Raw genomic sequence first — 16,629 nt, 5'->3', positions numbered from 1 at the left:
GGGCCCGGGGTAGCAGCCCCCTTGGAACGGGCGCGAATTTAACGGCCCTGGAGGCCCGTACCGCCGCCTTCGCCCCGGATTCATCCGATCGTGTGAGGATTGGGGCGGCGCTGACGGGAACGACCTGCCCGTCCGTGCCCGCGGCGCCGGCCGTACAGTGGCGAGGGCGCGATACATGCACGGTGCCTGCTGCCCGAGGGCGACACCCTCGGACCCCCGGCACACGAGAGGGAGGCGTTAGCCGTGAGTGAGCTGCGATTCATCCGTCTGGGATTCGGCGACGAAGCCGTCGAGTACCAGGAGGCCTGGGACAAGCAGCGCGAGGTCCACGCCGCCCGCTTCGCCGGCGAGATTCCCGACACCTGTCTGCTGCTGGAGCACCCGCCCGTCTACACCGCCGGACGGCGCACGGAACCCAGCGAGCGCCCCCTGGACGGTACGCCGGTCGTCGACGTCGACCGCGGAGGCAAGATCACCTGGCACGGTCCCGGTCAGCTCGTCGGCTACCCGATCCTCCAGCTGCCCCGCCCGGTGGACGTCGTCGCGCACGTGCGCCGCCTGGAGGAGGCCCTGATCCGCACGGCCGCCGAGTTCGGCGTGGAGACCACGCGGGTGGAGGGCCGCAGCGGTGTGTGGGTGCTGGGCGACCCCGTCGAGGAGCGTCCCGCGCTCGGAGGGCTCTCCCTGGACTTCGACCCCCGGTTGCACGACGAGGAGTTCGACCCGCGGCTGAACGGCCCGGAGTACGCCCCGTCCAACGCCGGCCAGCGCCGCGAGGACCGCAAGCTCGCGGCCATCGGCATCCGCGTCGCCAAGGGCGTCACCATGCACGGATTCGCGCTGAACGTGAACCCGGACAACACCTGGTTCGACCGGATCGTGCCGTGCGGCATCCGGGACGCCGGTGTGACCTCGCTCGCCAACGAGCTCGGCCGTGATGTCACGCTCGCCGACGTCGTCCCCGTGGTGGAGAAGCACCTGCGGGAGGTCCTGGAGAACGCGGAGCTGAGGCCCCGTGTGATCGAACGCGAGGCGGAGAAGGCCACCGCCTAGGGAATGCGCCCCTCCGGCCGCCGGTTGGCCAGAGGAAGAGCCACATTTTTATCGGGCGTACCCTGGTGTTCGCCGAGGAATCGAAGCCGTAGGAGCCAGACGTGTCCGCAGTCGCACCCGACGGACGCAAGATGCTGCGCCTGGAGGTCCGCAACAGCCAGACCCCCATCGAGCGCAAGCCCGAGTGGATCAAGACCCGGGCGAAGATGGGCCCCGAGTACAACCAGCTGCAGAAGCTCGTCAAGAGCGAGGGTCTGCACACGGTGTGCCAGGAGGCGGGCTGTCCCAACATCTTCGAGTGCTGGGAGGACCGCGAGGCGACCTTCCTCATCGGCGGTGACCAGTGCACCCGGCGCTGCGACTTCTGCCAGATCGACACCGGCAAGCCGCAGGCGCTCGACCGGGACGAGCCGCGCCGCGTGGGTGAGTCCGTCGTCACCATGGACCTCAACTACGCCACCATCACCGGCGTCGCGCGCGACGACCTGGAGGACGGCGGCGCCTGGCTGTACGCGGAGACCGTCCGCCAGATCCACGCGATGACCGCGGAGCGCGAGGGCGGCCACACCAAGGTCGAGCTGCTGATCCCCGACTTCAACGCCGTCCCCGAGCAGCTGGCCGAGGTCTTCTCGTCCCGTCCCGAGGTGCTGGCGCACAACGTCGAGACCGTGCCGCGGATCTTCAAGCGCATTCGCCCCGGTTTCCGTTACGAGCGGTCGCTGGAGGTCATCACCAAGGCCCGCGAGGCCGGTCTGGTGACCAAGTCGAACCTGATCCTCGGCATGGGCGAGACCCGCGAGGAGGTCAGCGAGGCGCTGCGTCATCTGCATGAGGCGGGTTGCGAACTCATCACGATCACGCAGTACCTCCGGCCGTCCGTGCGCCACCACCCGGTGGAGCGCTGGGTGAAGCCGCAGGAGTTCGTGGAGCTGCAGGAGGAGGCCGACGAGATCGGTTTCTCCGGCGTGATGTCGGGTCCGCTGGTGCGTTCCTCGTACCGCGCCGGCCGCCTCTTCCAGCAGGCGATGGAGCGCCGCAGCGAAGCGGCCGTGTGAATCGGCGCACAAAGTATTACCGGCCAGTAATGGCCGATTGGGCGCGGTCCGTCCGGTCCCCGCAGGTAGCGGGCCCGTACGGGCCGCGTCAACATTTCCGGGGGGAGTGTCGGAGCTTTCATCAGTGTTTGACCGGTCGGTCACGCCCTGGTAACACCAATCAGTGACGATGGTTCCACGCCCCGCGCACGCTCCCCGGCGCGCGAAATCCGCGCTCCGCCCCCCACTCCCGTTGAAACCCGCTCTCAGGGAGGACCCCGACCATGCAGGCCGCGAGTCAGCAGGTACGCGCCAACGCCATCCCGTCCGTCACCGACGCCCTGCGCGCCGTCGAGGCACTGCTCCTCGGCAGCGGTCAGCGCACCGCCCGCCGCAACGCCTGGACGTCCGTCCTGGAGGACCGGCGCCGGGCCAAGGACCGGGTGGAGGCGCAGCACGTACTGGAGGCCGTGGCGGACCGGACTTCCTGAGCCACGTAAACTTCAGAGCATGGCGAGGAAGGCACATGCAGACAGCGGTGACGCCGCTGCGAACCCGGGGCGACTGAAGCAGATCGCCCTGACGTACAAGATGACCCGACGGGCCGACCCGAAGGTCGGTCTTGTCGTCGCGGGCGTGGGAATCGTCGTCTTCGGCGTCCTCCTCGGGATCGGCTTCCTGATCGGGCACCCCATCTACCTGGGCATCCTGGGCTTCCTGCTGGCCTTCCTCGCGATGGCGATCGTCTTCGGGCGGCGTGCCGAGCGGGCTGCCTTCGGGCAGATGGAGGGACAGCCGGGCGCGGCGGCCGCCGTCCTGCAGAACGTGGGCCGCGGCTGGACGACCACCCCCGCGGTGGCGATGAACCGCAGCCAGGACGTCGTCCACCGGGCGGTCGGCAAAGCCGGCATCGTGCTCGTGGCCGAGGGCAACCCCAACCGGCTCAAGACGCTGCTGGCGGCCGAGAAGAAGAAGATGGCCCGCATCGTCGTGGACGTCCCCGTGCACGACATCATCGTCGGTGACGGCGAGGGCCAGGTGCCGCTGAAGAAGGTCCGCACCACCATGCTGAAGCTGCCGCGGGTGCTCACCGGCCCGCAGGTCACGGCCGCCAACGACCGGCTCCGGGCGATGGGCGACCTGATGAGCAACATGCCGCTGCCGAAGGGCCCGATGCCCGGTCGTGGTCCTCGCGGTCGCTCGACGCGAGGATGACCCTGGGGCGCAATTCGCCTTTCAGGTGCATGGACGGCAAGGGGTGAAGGGGCGCCACTGGTACCCCTTCACACTCCTTGAGTGCCTCCATGACGCGCTCCCAGCGGCCTGACGCGCTCCAGCGCTTCCAGTGCCCGATCAGCCCCGTGGAGCCGTACTCGGCGTCCAGCTCCGGCCAGGGTGCTCCAGAGCGCGCCTTCCTGAGGAAGGCCTCCAGGACAGTGCGAGGGGCCAGGCCGCCCCGCTGGCGGGGCACGAGGCCCCCGCCCGGGAACTTCTCCGCGGCTGTCACCAAGTCCCAGGTGTGGTCGCACAGCGTCGGCACGGCACGGCCGTTAGTCCTGAACCATTCCCCAATTGGGCACTTCAGTCCGCGGTGCATGGGCGGGACTTGCCCGCGGAGGGAAATCTGGATGTCGAGCAGCGCATAGAACTCGCGCTGCCGCTCCGCGCCCAGCCCCTCAAGGCGGGAGTGCGCTGACTCGGCCAGCTTTTGGAGATCGCGGGCTCGCTGATCAGCTTGCGCTGCCTCTGCCTGCCAGGCCTCCACCTCGGAGCGTGTCTTCTTGAGCTCCTCCAGCTCCTCGTGAAGAGGCTTGAGCGCCTTTTCTACGGCCGCCGCCGCGTCCTTCTTGGCCAACCCTTGCCGAGTGGCCTTCCTCGCGGCAACAACCATGGTGATGTCAATGGTGTCGTCCTGCTCGGCAATCTTCTGGTCCAGATCGGCAAGGCGTGAGGCGTAGTCAACCGTCCGCTCTTGAGATCGACCCGCCCGGCGGGCCGCCATCTCCCGAACCCTGTCGGCGTCGCCGAGAAGCGCGGACAATTCTCCCCAGGCCCACTGCTCCACGCCCTGAGCGTGAAGCTGGGAGCAAGAGCACGTAGGCGCTCCAGGGTATGCCTCCCTCTTGCCGACACAGACGTAATGGGGTGCCTCGCCGGAAGGGCCACTGCCCACGTAATGCTTGCCACACGGGCTCTGAATGCGGCCGGAGAGCGCATAGATACGCCCTGAAGCGATGGATCGTCTGGGCTTGGATGCAGCCCGACGAAGTTCGGCCACCTCGTCGGGCGAGAAAATCGGGTCCAGTTGCATGGTCACCGACTCGCCCCACACGGGTGTGCCATCGGGGCGTAGTACGGCGTTCTTCGGGTTGCGGAAGACGTACCGAGCGCTCAAAAGGCCCTCGTCCATCAGGCGAGCGCGGAAGTTCGCTTCACTCCACGGCTTGCCAGAGCGAGTCACCAAGCCCTCCGCGTTGAGGCGGAGCGCGGCCTTGCGCCAGTCCCCCCTGTACTTGACGATCAGCTTCCGCCCCTCACGCAAAACGACGGCCTCATGAATGGTGGCGCAGGGGTCGGCGCGGGTGCAGGCGTCTCCGCCATCGCATTCATCAGGGATGAGAAGCTGTTCCCCCTTCTTGCCCTGGTTTTTGATGCGGTAGCCGTACCGGGGCTGCCCGCCCGGAAAGCCGCCCATGAACGCCTTCTGCTGGATGCCGCCCTGGGTCCTTTTCCGAATGCGTGCCAGCTCCTTGAAGGCCTCGTGGGCCTTCTCCTGCATCCTGTGCTCGCCTTCGTCCGTCGTGTTGTCGATGTCCTCATCGACAACCGCAACGAAGACGCCCAGGTCTTGGAGCTTCCATACCCAATCCCAGAAGACTCGGTTCTTCCGCCCGATAGCCCGGGTTTCATGCACGACCACCACATCAAAGGGGCGCGGTGATTGCTGGGCAAGGCGCATGATGTCGGCAGCGCCTTCACGCTCGGGCCAGGGCAGCGTTCCCGACTCGCCTTCGTCGGAGTAGGTGTCTACGTGCTCCCAGCCTTTGCGTTGGATGTAAGCGCCAGTCGCACGACCGGTGTAGGCGATGCCGTACCCCTTGACTTGCTCCTCCGTGCTGACGCGCAGATAGTCGACGGCGCGAAGCGTGCCAATGGCCCCTTCTGCCGCCTCGATCGCGGCCATGACAGACTTACCCATGTCAGTCCTCTCTTGACTGGCCAGACCCCGGAGCGTTGGCGCGCTGCCGGGGTCACCCATGCAGCGGCTGACTATATGTCAAGGCCCGTCGGTCGCTGGTCGGGAAAAGGATTTCCATGATGCGGTCGTAAGCCGCCCTGGCCTCTGGATGTCGACCTCTCGCCACTCAACTGTGAGTTTCGGGGTGCCCCCGCCGGCGAAGTGCTCCTTCAGCCAGCGGCTCGCGTCCTCACCGGTTATCCGTGCTCCGTCCTGCATGACTCCTCCGTCCCGCCCCGCAAGGGCGAGGTCATGCCGCTGGCTTGCAGCGGTGGATCTGCGCCCCGCGCTCGTGCTTGGGGCAGTGGTGCTCGATGGCCGTGCCGCAGAAGCGGCACGGCGGGACGTGCTTCAGCCCGCACGAGCCCACTGGGACGATGTCCCGTGGCAGTCGCTGGGCGATCTCGGCCACGGCCTGGGCGGGGACATCGCCCCGGTAGAAGTCCCAGGCGTCGCGGGCCTTGAAGAAACCCGGCGCGAGCAGAAGGCCTTCGCCTCGAAGACGCTGTCCGCGTCCGGGGCCTTCCGGCAAATGGCCCGGTCGAGCCAGCGGCGCTCCGGGTCGTAGAGCAACGCTCCCAATCACGGGAGGAGCGGACGCTGGAGTCCTGCACGAGCTGTCCGCTGTCGCCGGACTCCATCACGCCACCCGTTGCAGCTGAGGGCACAGGCAGTACTCACTCCTGCACCGCGGGGACCTTCATTCGCTCTGCTCCTGATCTTCTGGGCGCAGCTGCGCCCGGCTTCGATGCCGCGCTTGTACGCCAGCTCAAAGTGGGGGAGGACGGCCGCGAGGACGGCGGCCCGGACCTTGTACACGACCTCTGCGCCGCCGCAGTCCATATTGAGGCCGATGGCGCATTCGATGTCTGCCTTGAGGTCCAGGCGGCCCTTGTCTCCGGGCAGGGAGCCCTCCAATGCGGAGGGCCCCGCATCAGCGGAGGCCCTTGGTCGATGTTTGTGCGGGTCAGGCGGCTGTACTCAGAGTGAACGGATAATCCACACTGAGCAACGCTGCCGAGAACGAAGGGGCGCCCCGGCCACCGGCCGGGGCGCCCCTTCGTTCTCCGCCCGGTGTCTCAGGCGCGCACCTGGACGGCGCGGGAGAGCCGGTCGTGCAGGCCGCGCCCGTCCCGGTCCCAGACCAGCGCGGGGATCGCGAGGCACAGCAGCAGGCTGCGCACGAAGACCCGGCCGAAACCCAGCCGGTCGCCGTCGACCGAGATGACCCGCAGGCCGAGCAGCCGCTTACCCGGCGTACTGCCGATGGTGCCGACGGTGAGCACGCTGAGCACGAAAAGCACCAGGACGGCCCAGTTGCCCGCCGCCGTCTGATCACCGGGCGTGATGAGTCCGTATGCGATCAGGCCACACAGGATCCAGTCGACGAAAATCGCGCCGAAGCGGCGCCCGAGGGGTGCGACGGAGCCCTGTCCCTCCCGCGGCAGACCGAGCCGTTCGCCCCGGTAGCCGAAGTCGGCGCCCATTTCCTCGGCCGCCGCGCGCGGTCCCGAGAGCCACGATCCGATTACTTGCCTGTTGTCCACCCGACAACGGTACTAAGCCCGCTTTCGATCACTTCCGCCCGGGTCCGTGGCTCACTTCTCACGCTGCGCTGACACCCGGCGCGGTTAACTTGGGCGAAACAAATGGGTCATGCTTGAGAAATCCCGCGTCCCTATGGTCAGGTCCAGCGTGTGCCACCGCACTGGCCGCACGACCGAGCTACAACCCCGCCCCTCCCCGGGTGGGAGTAGGAGGAGTTGGATGTTCCAGAACGCCGACGACGTCAAGAAGTACATCGCGGACAACGACGTCAAGATGATCGACGTCCGCTTCTGCGACCTTCCCGGCGTGATGCAGCACTTCACGATTCCGGCCACGGCGTTCGACCCGTCCGAGGAGCTCGCCTTCGACGGCTCGTCGATCCGCGGCTTCCAGGCGATCCACGAGTCCGACATGGCGCTGCGTGCCGACCTCTCGACGGCGCGTCTCGACCCGTTCCGCCGTGACAAGACGCTGAACATCAACTTCTTCATCCACGACCCGATCACGGGCGAGCAGTACAGCCGCGACCCGCGCAACATCGCCAAGAAGGCCGAGGCCTACCTCGCCTCCACCGGCATCGCGGACACGGCGTACTTCGGCCCGGAGGCGGAGTTCTACGTCTTCGACTCGGTCCGCTTCAACACCTCCGCCAACGAGGGCTTCTACCACATCGACTCCGAGGCCGGCGCCTGGAACACCGGTGCCCTCGAGGACAACCGCGGCTACAAGGTCCGCTACAAGGGCGGCTACTTCCCGGCCCCGCCGGTCGACCACTTCGCCGACCTGCGCGCCGAGATCTCCCTGGAGCTGGAGAACGTCGGCCTCCAGGTCGAGCGCCAGCACCACGAGGTCGGCACCGCCGGCCAGGCGGAGATCAACTACAAGTTCAACACGCTGCTCGCCGCGGCCGACGACCTGATGCTCTTCAAGTACATCGTGAAGAACGTCGCCTGGCGCAACGGCAAGACCGCGACCTTCATGCCCAAGCCGATCTTCGGTGACAACGGCTCCGGCATGCACGTCCACCAGTCCCTGTGGCAGGGCGGCGCCCCGCTGTTCTACGACGAGGCCGGTTACGCGGGCCTCTCGGACACCGCCCGCTACTACATCGGCGGCATCCTGAAGCACGCCCCGTCGCTGCTGGCCTTCACCAACCCGACGGTGAACTCCTACCACCGCCTGGTCCCCGGCTTCGAGGCCCCGGTCAACCTGGTCTACTCGCAGCGCAACCGCTCCGCCGCGATGCGTATCCCGATCACCGGCTCGAACCCGAAGGCCAAGCGCGTCGAGTTCCGCGCCCCGGACCCGTCCTCCAACCCGTACCTGGCCTTCTCGGCGCTGCTCCTCGCCGGCCTCGACGGTGTCAAGAACAAGATCGAGCCGGCCGAGCCGATCGACAAGGACCTCTACGAGCTGGCCCCGGAGGAGCACGCGGGCGTCCCGCAGGTCCCGACCTCCCTCCCGGCCGTCCTGGACGCCCTGGAGCAGGACAACGAGTACCTGCAGGCCGGCGGCGTCTTCACGTCCGACCTGATCGAGACCTGGATCGACTACAAGCGGACCAACGAGATCGCGCCGATCCAGCTGCGTCCGCACCCGCACGAGTTCGAGCTGTACTTCGACATCTAAGAACAGCCGCTCGTCGCCGCTTCACACCGCCGGCCGCGCCCTTCCCTCCGGGGAGGGCGCGGCCGGCGGCCGTTGCGGGCCCGGAGCGGCCGCTCAGGCCCGCGCCGAGGCGATCGCGGAATCGATCGTCGGGAAGGCGAAGCGGAAGCCCGATTCCAGCAGGCGGGCCGGGAGGACCCGCTGACTGCCCAGGACGTCCTCGGCGAAGTCGCCGAGGACGATGCGCAGCGCCGGCGCGGGAACGTGACAGAAGGCGGGGCGGCGCAGGACGCGGGCCATCGCCGCGGTGACCTCGCGGTTGGTGACCGGGTCCGGGGCCGTCAGGTTGACCGGGCCCGCGAGGGACTCGGTGTCGAGGATGTGGCGGAGCGCCGCCACCTCGTCGTGCAGCGAGATGAAGCTCCAGTACTGGTGGCCCGAGCCCATGCGGCCGCCCAGCCCCGCGCGGAAGACGGGGAACAGCCGGCCCCACGCGCCGCCCTCGCGGGCGACGACCAGTCCGGTGCGGGCGTACGCGACCCGGATCCCGGCCTCCTCCGCGGCGGCCGCCGCCTCCTCCCACTCCACGCACACCGACGGCAGGAAGCCGTCGCCCGCGGGCGCCGTCTCGTCCACGGGCCGGGTGCCGGTGTCGCCGTAGTAACCGAGCGCCGTGCCGCACAGCAGCACCCTGGGCGGGACGTCCAGCGACGCGAGGGCCTCCGCGATCGCGGCCGTGCCGAGCACCCGGCTGTCGCGGATCTCCTGCTTGTAGGCGGCGGTCCAGCGGCGCTCGCCGACGCCGGCGCCCGCGAGGTGGACGACGGCGTCGCAGCCGGTGAGCCCGGCCGCGTCGACGTAACTGCGCTTCGGGTCCCACTCGACCTCGTCACCGGCGCGGGCCGGGCGGCGCACCAGCCGGACGACGTCGTGGCCGTCGGCCCGCAGCGAGCGGACGAGGGCGGTGCCGATGAGCCCGGAGGAGCCGGTGACAGCGATACGTGAACGATCCATGCCCCCCATCCTGCCCTCGTGGCACAGTGGCGGTCATGCTCATACGTCACGCACGCATCGAGGACGACCAAGCCCTCGCCGAGATCGATCGCGAGACCTGGTCACCGCTGCACGCCGTGCAGCCGCGGCCGCAGCCGCCGTACGATCCGTTCTTCGACGCCGCCAACCGCCCCGAGCACATCCTCGTCGCCGAGAAGGAGGGGCGGCCGCTCGGATATCTGCGGCTGGTCCGGCCCACCCGGCTCGCCTGCAACGCGCATGTGCTGCAGATCCAGGGGCTCGCCGTCGTCGAGCGGGCCCGCGGCAAGGGCGTGGCCCGCGCCCTGCTCCACGCCGCCTTCGACGACGCGCTGCGCCAGGGAGCCACGCGCATGACGCTGCGCGTACTGGGCCACAACAAGCCCGCGCGCACCCTCTACGCGTCCGAGGGGTTCGTCGTGGAGGGGGTCCTGCCGGGGGAGTTCTACCTGGACGGGAAGTACGTCGACGACGTCTTCATGGGCCGGAGCCTGTAGCCGCCCGCCCGGCACCCTCGGACGAGACGCCCTAGATGCCGAAGCGGTCCCACAGCCGGGGGAACCGCTCCTCCAGAGCCGCGTCGTCGTCGAAGTCGAAAGGGGTCCCCTCCGGCTCCGCCGACTGCCCGGGGATGCCCAGATCGGGGGCGACGGTGCCGGTCAGCTGCTCGTACGCCTCGTCCGCGGCGTACCCCAGCTCCTCGCCGTCCCCGTCGATCTCCTCGTCGAAGTCGTCGAGGAGCTCGGCGAGCGAGTCCGGGTCGTGCACCCCGCCCTCGAAGACCTCCCGGCCCTGCCCGATGAGCCAGCAGCGGAAGTAGTCGAAGGCGTCGTCGCTGGCACCGCCCAGCAGCACGGCCGCCGCGCCCCACAGGTCCCAGGTGTAGGCGCGGTTGTAGCGGGCCTCGAAGTGCCGGGCGAAGTCCAGCACGGAGTCGGGGTCGAGCTGCAGCAGCCGCTCGACGAGCAGCTCGGCCTGATCCTCGGGGTCGCCCTCGGCGGCCTCGCGGGTCGTGTCGATGATCTCCCAGAACTCCGTCTCGTCCATCACGGGACAAGCATCGGGGGTCGCGGGGAACGGCGCACGCGGAGCAGCCAAAAAGAAACCGGACAGCGGATGTCGGGTTTGACTGCGACGCTCGGCGTATGACGAACGACACCACGCGAAAGCCGCTCGCCGGGAAGATCGCACTCGTGGCGGGCGCCACCCGGGGCGCGGGCCGCGCCATCGCCGTACAGCTCGGCGCGGCGGGCGCCACCGTGTACGCCACCGGCCGCACCACCCGCACCCGGGTCAGCGAGGTCGGCCGGGCCGGCGAGACCATCGAGGAGACGGCCGAGCTGGTCACCGAGGCGGGCGGCGAGGGCATCGCCGTGCCCACCGACCACCTGGAGCCGGAGCAGGTACGGGCGCTGATCGCCCGGATCGACGAGGAACGGGGGCGGCTCGACGTCCTCGTCAACAGCCTCTGGGGCGGAGACCACCTGCTGAAGTTCGGCGTCAAGATGTGGGACACCGACCTGGACGCCGGACTGCGCATGCTGGACCTCGGTATCCGCAGCCACGCCATCACGAGCAGCTGCGCCCTGCCGTTGCTCGTGCGCCAACCCGGTGGGCTGGTCGTCGAGATGACCGACGGGACGGCCGAGTACAACACCCGCTTCCGTGAGAACTTCTTCTACGACCTGGCCAAGACCACGCCGATCCGCATGGCCTTCGCGCTCTCCGAGGACCTGAAGGACGTGGGCGGCACGGCGGTGGCGCTCACCCCGGGCTTCCTGCGCTCCGAGGAGATGCTCGACGCCTTCGGCGTGCGGGAGGACAACTGGCGCGAGGGCGCGAAGAAGGACCCGCACTTCGCCGTCGCCGAGTCGCCGGTGTACGTCGGCCGCGCGGTCGCCGCGCTCGCCGCAGACCCCGACCGTCACCGCTGGAACGGGCAGTCGCTCTCCAGCGGCCTGCTCGCCAAGGTGTACGGGTTCACCGACACCGACGGCTCGCGGCCGGACGCCTGGGGGTACTTCCTCGACGTCGTGCACGGCGGGAAGAAGGCGTCCGCTGAGGACTACCGGTGATCAGGAGGACGCCGCCCGGCCGTAGAGACGGGCCATCCGGGCCGCTGCCTCCGCGAACCGCTCGCGCAGCGAGGGCGGTTCCAGCACCTCCAGCTCCGGGCCGAGCGTGATGAGCTGGCCGTGGGCCACCTCCTCCGACTCCACCGGCAGTGTGACCGTGATCCGGCCCTCCGCGTCCGGCGGTCCGGCCGCCGCCAGCGCCTCCTCGGCGGCGGCCCGGTCCGCCACGTACGGCAGTCGGCGGGCCCCCTCCTCCGTGAGCCGCAGCACCGCCTCGGTGCGCAGGATGGAGCGGGCGAACTGCGCCGCCCGTTCCTCCCAGAAGGCCGGCAGGTCGAACCCGTCGTCCCGGACGAACCGGTCCTCGCAGAGCGCGACGGCGGTGAAGCGGTCGATCCGGTACACCCGGAGCGTCTCCCGGCCGGGCTCCCCGGCGCGGGCGCACACGTACCAGACACCCGCCTTGAGCACGAGGCCGTGCGGCGCCAGCTCCCGTTCGACCTCGGTGCCGCCGCGGCCCCGGTAGCGCGCCGAGAGCAGCCGGTCGTCCCAGACCGCCTCCGCGACCAGCGGCAGCGACGGAGGCGTCTGCGGCTCCTGGTACCAGCCCGGCGCGTCCAGGTGGAACCGCTGGGCCGCCGAGTCGGAGGCGTCCCGCAGCGACGGCATCAGCGCGGCCGACACCTTCAGCCGGGCCGCCGACGCGGCGTCGTCCAGCCCCATCTCCCGCAGCGCGCCCGGCACCCCGGACAGGAACAGCGCCTCCGCCTCGCTGCGGGCGAGCCCCGTCAGCCGGGTGCGGTAGCCGCCGATCAGCCGGTAACCGCCGGTCCGGCCCCGGTCCGCGTACACCGGGATGCCCGCCTCGGACAGCGCGAGCGCGTCCCGGGTGATCGTCCGCTCCGAGACCTCCAGCTCACGGGCCAGCTCGGCGGCGGTCATCGACGGCCGGGACTGCAGCAGAAGCACCATCTTGATCAGCCGGGCAGCACGCATGCCCACATCATGCAGGAAGTCCCCCCACGCCCTGGCGGGCGCGGGGGGACCCCCACGGACGTTCCCTACAGGCCGTAGCGCTCCCGCGCGTCCTTCACCGCGGAGGCCGGGACCTCGCCGCGCCTGGCGAGCTGCGCCAGGGCGGCGACCACGATGGACTGGGCGTCCACGCCGAAGTGGCGGCGGGCCGCCTCACGGGTGTCCGACAGGCCGAAGCCGTCCGCGCCGAGCGAGCTGTAGTCCTGCTCGACCCACTGCGCGATCTGGTCCGGGACCTGGCGCATGTAGTCGCTCACCGCGAGGACCGGGCCCTGCGCGTCGGCCAGTGCCTCGCGGATGTACGGCACCCGCTCCTCGCCGCGCAGCAGCGCCGCGTCGGCCTCCAGCGCGTCGCGCCGCAGCTCGGACCAGGAGGTCGCGGACCACACGTCGGCGGTGACGCCCCACTCGGCGGCCAGCAGCTCCTGGGCCTGGAGGGCCCAGTGGATCGCCGTACCCGAGGACAGCAGCTGGATGCGCGGGGCGTCCGAGGAGGCGCCGACGCCCTCCTTGAACCGGTAGAGACCCTTGATGATGCCCTCGTCGACGCCCTCGGGCTTCGCGGGCTGCGGCATCGGCTCGTTGTAGACCGTCAGGTAGTAGAAGACGTTCGGGTCCTCGCCCGGGGCGGCCTCGCCGTACATCCGGCGCAGGCCGTCCTTGACGATCGCCGCGACCTCGTAGGCGAACGCCGGGTCGTACGTCAGTGCCGCCGGGTTGGTCGCCGCGATGACGGGGGAGTGGCCGTCGGCGTGCTGGAGGCCCTCACCGGTCAGCGTGGTGCGGCCGGCGGTGGCGCCGACGAGGAAGCCGCGGCCGAGCTGGTCGCCGAGCTGCCACATCTGGTCGGCGGTGCGCTGCCAGCCGAACATCGAGTAGAAGATGTAGAAGGGGATCATCTGCTCGCCGTGCGTCGAGTACGCGGTCGACGCGGCGATGAAGTCGGCCATCGAGCCGGCCTCGGTGATGCCCTCGTTGAGGATCTGGCCGTCCTTGGCCTCGCGGTAGTACATCAGCTGGTCGCGGTCGACCGGCTCGTACGTCTGGCCCTTCGGCGAGTAGATGCCGAGCGACGGGAAGAGCGACTCCATGCCGAAGGTGCGGGCCTCGTCCGGGACGATCGGCACCCAGCGCCTGCCGGTCTGCTTGTCGCGGATCAGGTCCTTCATCAGCCGGACGAAGGCCATGGTCGTCGCGACCGACTGGGAGCCGGAGCCCTTGTCGAAGGCGGCGAACGTCTTGTCGGCCGGGGCCGGCAGCGGCGCCAGGGCGTGCGTGCGGCGGGCCGGGGCGGGGCCGCCGAGGGCCGCGCGGCGCTCCTGGAGGTAGCGGACCTCGGGGGAGTCGGCACCCGGGTGGCCGTAGGGCACCTGGCCGTCGACGAAGGCGGAGTCCGGGATCGGCAGGTCCAGCAGGTCCCGCATGCCCTTGAACTCCTCCACCGAGAGCTTCTTCATCTGGTGGTTGGCGTTCTTGGACTCGAAGCCCTTGCCGAGCGTGAAGCCCTTGACGGTCTGGGCGAGGATCACGGTCGGCGCGCCCTTGTGCGCGAGGGCCGCCTTGTAGGCCGCGAAGACCTTGCGGGGCTCGTGCCCGCCGCGCGAGTACTGGAAGCACTCGATGATCTTGTCGTCGGACAGCAGCTTCGCCATCTCGACGAGCGCGGGGTCCTTGCCGAAGAAGTCCTCGCGGATGTAGGCGGCGTCGCGGGTCTGGTACGTCTGGATCTGGGCGTCCGGTACCTCGCGCAGGCGGCGTACCAGCGCGCCGGTGGTGTCGAGCTGGAGCAGCTCGTCCCAGGCGGTGCCCCACAGCGACTTCACGACGTTCCAGCCGGCGCCGCGGAACTGCGCCTCCAGCTCCTGGACGATCTTGAAGTTGGCGCGCACCGGGCCGTCGAGGCGCTGGAGGTTGCAGTTGATGACGAAGGTGAGGTTGTCGAGTTCCTCACGGGCGGCGAGCGCGAGGGCCGCCGTCGACTCGGGCTCGTCCATCTCGCCGTCGCCGAGGAACGCCCACACGTGCGACGCCGAGACGTCCTTGATGCCGCGGTTGGTCAGGTAGCGGTTGAAACGCGCCTGGTAGATCGCGGAGAGCGGGCCGAGACCCATCGACACCGTCGGGAACTCCCACAGCCACGGCAGACGGCGCGGGTGCGGGTACGACGGCAGGCCGTTGCCGGCGGACTCCTGGCGGAAGTTGTCCAGGTGCTGTTCGGTGAGGCGGCCGTCGAGGAAGGCGCGGGCGTAGATGCCGGGCGACGCGTGGCCCTGGATGTAGAGCTGGTCGCCGGAGCCGTCCTGCTCCTTGCCGCGGAAGAAGTGGTTGAAGCCCGTCTCGTAGAGCCAGGCCGCGGAGGCGAAGGTGGCGATGTGGCCGCCGACGCCGTACTTGGAGCCGCGGCTGACCATGGCGGCGGCGTTCCAGCGGTTCCAGGCGGTGATCTTCGCTTCCATCGCCTCGTCGCCGTCGAAGCCGTACGCGGGCTCGGCGGAGGTCGGGATGGTGTTGACGTAATCGGTTTCGAGCAGCTTGGGCAGCGCGAGACCGGCGCCCTCGGCGCGCTCCAGCGTGCGGCGCATCAGGTACGCGGCGCGGTGCGGCCCGGCGGCCTCGGCGACGGCGTCGAGCGACGCCTGCCACTCGGCGGTCTCCTCGGGGTCGCGGTCCGGCAGCTGGTCGAGCGCGCTCGGCTGGATGCGGGTGGGGTCGGTCATAATCGCCGCCTTCCGGAGTCGAAGGGGTGTGGAGCCCTTGGTCTTTGGCAGGACAGGGCGAGGGACCTCTGTTGAAGTCCGCCGACGACTGTACGACCGTGATCGATGATCGATCAAAGGGTTGATGGGAAAATCTTACGTCCAAAGGGAAAGTAGGCATCGGGTGCCAGAATTTTGGGCACCCGGTGCCTTGTTTTCAGAGGTTCGCCGAGCGAATGAGCGTCCGGGCCGCCGGATGAGCGGGCGGATGACGGAGTGCGGGGGCACTGCTCGACCAGGCCCGGGAGACCCGGAAGACCAGACCCGGGAGACTTGGGAGACCAGGCCCGGAGACTTGGGAGACCCCTCGGCCACGCCCGGGAGACGCCAGGGGCAAGCCCCGCTCGGCTACGCCCGGGAGACCCGGCTCGACCAGGCCCGGGATCGCCGAGGGGACCTCGCTGGGTGACGCCCGGGGCCCTGACGGACCTCGCTCGGTTACGCCTGGGAGCTCTGAGGGGACTTTGCTCGGTTACGCCCGGGAGCGCCGAGAGGACCCCGCTCGGTCACGCCCGGGGGGCGCAGCCGAGGACGTGTTCCTTCACCAGGACGCCGATCCGCGGATCCCGGCGGCGAAAGGCCTGCACGAGCTCCTCGTGCTCCTCCGCGTACGACTTCTGCACGGTCCCGAGCCAGCGGATCGACAGCGCCGTGAAGACCTCGATGCCCAGGCCCTCCCAGGTGTGCAGCAGCACACTGTTGTGGGCCGCGCGTACGAGCTCCCGGTGGAACCCCACGGTGTGCCGCACCTGGGCCGTGCCGTCCGCCCGGGCGTCGGCCTCGTACAGCGCCGCCACATGGGGCTCCAGCGCCGAGCAGTCCTCACCCAGCCGGTCGGCCGCCAGCTCCGCGGCGATCTGCTCCAGGCCCGCCCGCACCGGGTAGCTCTCCTCCAGGTCGGCCGCGGTCAGATTCCGCACCCGCACACCCTTGTTCGGTGCCGACTCGATCAGGCGCAGGCTCTCCAGCTCGCGCAGGGCCTCCCGCACGGGCGTCTGGCTGACCTGCAGCTCGGTGGCGATCCGCCGCTCGACGATCCGCTCACCCGGCTTCCAGCGGCCGCTGACGATGCCCTCCACGATGTGCTCGCGGATCTGCTCGCGCAGCGAGTGGACGACGGGCGGGGTCATGAGGGCTCCTTCGCTGCTGCGGCGGTCGATCGCCATTATTCCGCCCGGTGGGTCCGCCGGGCTGCCCCGCGGCGGGAGACACCCGTCACGCGCACGACGGCGCCCCGCCCCCGGTGGACC

General features: G+C 69.8%; 15 protein-coding genes. 8 read left to right on the top strand and 7 right to left on the bottom strand.

The features are described 5' to 3' along the window. Nucleotides 1-243: 243 nt before the first annotated feature. The 4 genes from lipB (at nt 244) to ACY34K_RS02130 (ending at nt 3,302) form a co-directional block, all read left to right on the top strand. Nucleotides 244-1,053 (top strand): lipoyl(octanoyl) transferase LipB, encoded by an 810-nt coding sequence (lipB, locus tag ACY34K_RS02145; RefSeq protein WP_462742562.1) that lies wholly within the window; start codon nt 244-246, stop codon nt 1,051-1,053. Nucleotides 1,054-1,154: 101 nt separating this feature from the next. Then, nucleotides 1,155-2,108: a lipoyl synthase gene (gene lipA, locus ACY34K_RS02140; protein WP_462742559.1), complete on the top strand. Its 954-nt coding sequence runs from the start codon at nt 1,155-1,157 to the stop codon at nt 2,106-2,108. 263 nt (nt 2,109-2,371) lie between these two features. Then, on the top strand, nt 2,372-2,578 hold the full coding sequence (locus ACY34K_RS02135; RefSeq protein WP_462742556.1) for an SCO2195 family GlnR-regulated protein: 207 nt from the start codon (nt 2,372-2,374) through the stop codon (nt 2,576-2,578). Between the two features lie 19 nt (nt 2,579-2,597). Beyond that, entirely contained in the window at nt 2,598-3,302 is a 705-nt protein-coding gene (locus ACY34K_RS02130) for a DUF4191 domain-containing protein (protein ID WP_462742553.1), read from the top strand. Here the strand turns inward: ACY34K_RS02130 and ACY34K_RS02125 are convergent. Beyond that, nucleotides 3,190-5,271 (bottom strand): recombinase family protein, encoded by a 2,082-nt coding sequence (locus tag ACY34K_RS02125; RefSeq protein ID WP_462742550.1) that lies wholly within the window; start codon nt 5,269-5,271, stop codon nt 3,190-3,192. The two genes, ACY34K_RS02130 and ACY34K_RS02125, sit on opposite strands and share 113 nt — an antisense overlap. Nucleotides 5,272-5,596: 325 nt before the next feature. On the opposite strand from ACY34K_RS02125, the gene ACY34K_RS02120 reads away from it, so the two are divergent. After that, a complete protein-coding gene (locus tag ACY34K_RS02120; RefSeq protein ID WP_462742548.1) occupies nt 5,597-5,893 on the top strand; it encodes a hypothetical protein in 297 nt (98 codons plus the stop codon). Between the two features lie 511 nt (nt 5,894-6,404). Here the strand turns inward: ACY34K_RS02120 and ACY34K_RS02115 are convergent. Continuing rightward, complete coding sequence (locus tag ACY34K_RS02115; RefSeq protein WP_462742546.1) at nt 6,405-6,872, bottom strand: RDD family protein; 468 nt, start codon at nt 6,870-6,872, stop codon at nt 6,405-6,407. A gap of 220 nt (nt 6,873-7,092) precedes the next feature. Here ACY34K_RS02115 and glnA point away from each other — a divergent pair, with 220 nt between their 5' ends. Then, nucleotides 7,093-8,502: a type I glutamate--ammonia ligase gene (glnA, locus tag ACY34K_RS02110; RefSeq protein ID WP_462742543.1), complete on the top strand. Its 1,410-nt coding sequence runs from the start codon at nt 7,093-7,095 to the stop codon at nt 8,500-8,502. Between the two features lie 93 nt (nt 8,503-8,595). On the opposite strand, the gene ACY34K_RS02105 is transcribed toward glnA, so the two are convergent. Further along, nucleotides 8,596-9,495 (bottom strand): TIGR01777 family oxidoreductase, encoded by a 900-nt coding sequence (locus ACY34K_RS02105; RefSeq protein ID WP_462742540.1) that lies wholly within the window; start codon nt 9,493-9,495, stop codon nt 8,596-8,598. Between the two features lie 35 nt (nt 9,496-9,530). On the opposite strand from ACY34K_RS02105, the gene ACY34K_RS02100 reads away from it, so the two are divergent. Next, on the top strand, nt 9,531-10,010 hold the full coding sequence (locus ACY34K_RS02100; RefSeq protein ID WP_462742538.1) for an N-acetyltransferase family protein: 480 nt from the start codon (nt 9,531-9,533) through the stop codon (nt 10,008-10,010). Nucleotides 10,011-10,041: 31 nt separating this feature from the next. Here the strand turns inward: ACY34K_RS02100 and ACY34K_RS02095 are convergent, their stop codons facing one another. Continuing rightward, the gene (locus ACY34K_RS02095) at nt 10,042-10,560 is read right to left on the bottom strand and encodes a DUF4240 domain-containing protein (RefSeq protein WP_462742769.1); all 519 of its coding nucleotides are present in this window, start codon (nt 10,558-10,560) and stop codon (nt 10,042-10,044) included. A 98-nt stretch (nt 10,561-10,658) separates the two neighbouring features. On the opposite strand from ACY34K_RS02095, the gene ACY34K_RS02090 reads away from it, so the two are divergent. After that, nucleotides 10,659-11,588, top strand: a complete 930-nt coding sequence (locus ACY34K_RS02090; protein ID WP_462742535.1) for an SDR family oxidoreductase — start codon at nt 10,659-10,661, stop codon at nt 11,586-11,588. Here ACY34K_RS02090 and ACY34K_RS02085 read toward each other — a convergent pair whose 3' ends face one another. The 3 genes from ACY34K_RS02085 to ACY34K_RS02075 form a co-directional block, all read right to left on the bottom strand. Further along, nucleotides 11,589-12,584, bottom strand: coding sequence for a helix-turn-helix transcriptional regulator (locus ACY34K_RS02085; protein WP_462742532.1), 996 nt, complete (start codon nt 12,582-12,584; stop codon nt 11,589-11,591). A gap of 65 nt (nt 12,585-12,649) precedes the next feature. Continuing rightward, a complete protein-coding gene (gene aceE / locus ACY34K_RS02080; RefSeq protein WP_462742529.1) occupies nt 12,650-15,340 on the bottom strand; it encodes a pyruvate dehydrogenase (acetyl-transferring), homodimeric type in 2,691 nt (896 codons plus the stop codon). A 545-nt stretch (nt 15,341-15,885) separates the two neighbouring features. Next, on the bottom strand, nt 15,886-16,509 hold the full coding sequence (locus ACY34K_RS02075; RefSeq protein ID WP_462742526.1) for a GntR family transcriptional regulator: 624 nt from the start codon (nt 16,507-16,509) through the stop codon (nt 15,886-15,888). Between the last annotated feature and the right edge of the window lie 120 nt (nt 16,510-16,629).

The organism is Streptomyces sp. STAM6 (genome assembly GCF_054963715.1).
The sequence above is the reverse complement of the archived record's forward strand: the minus strand, read 5'-3'. Positions and strand labels throughout refer to the sequence as shown.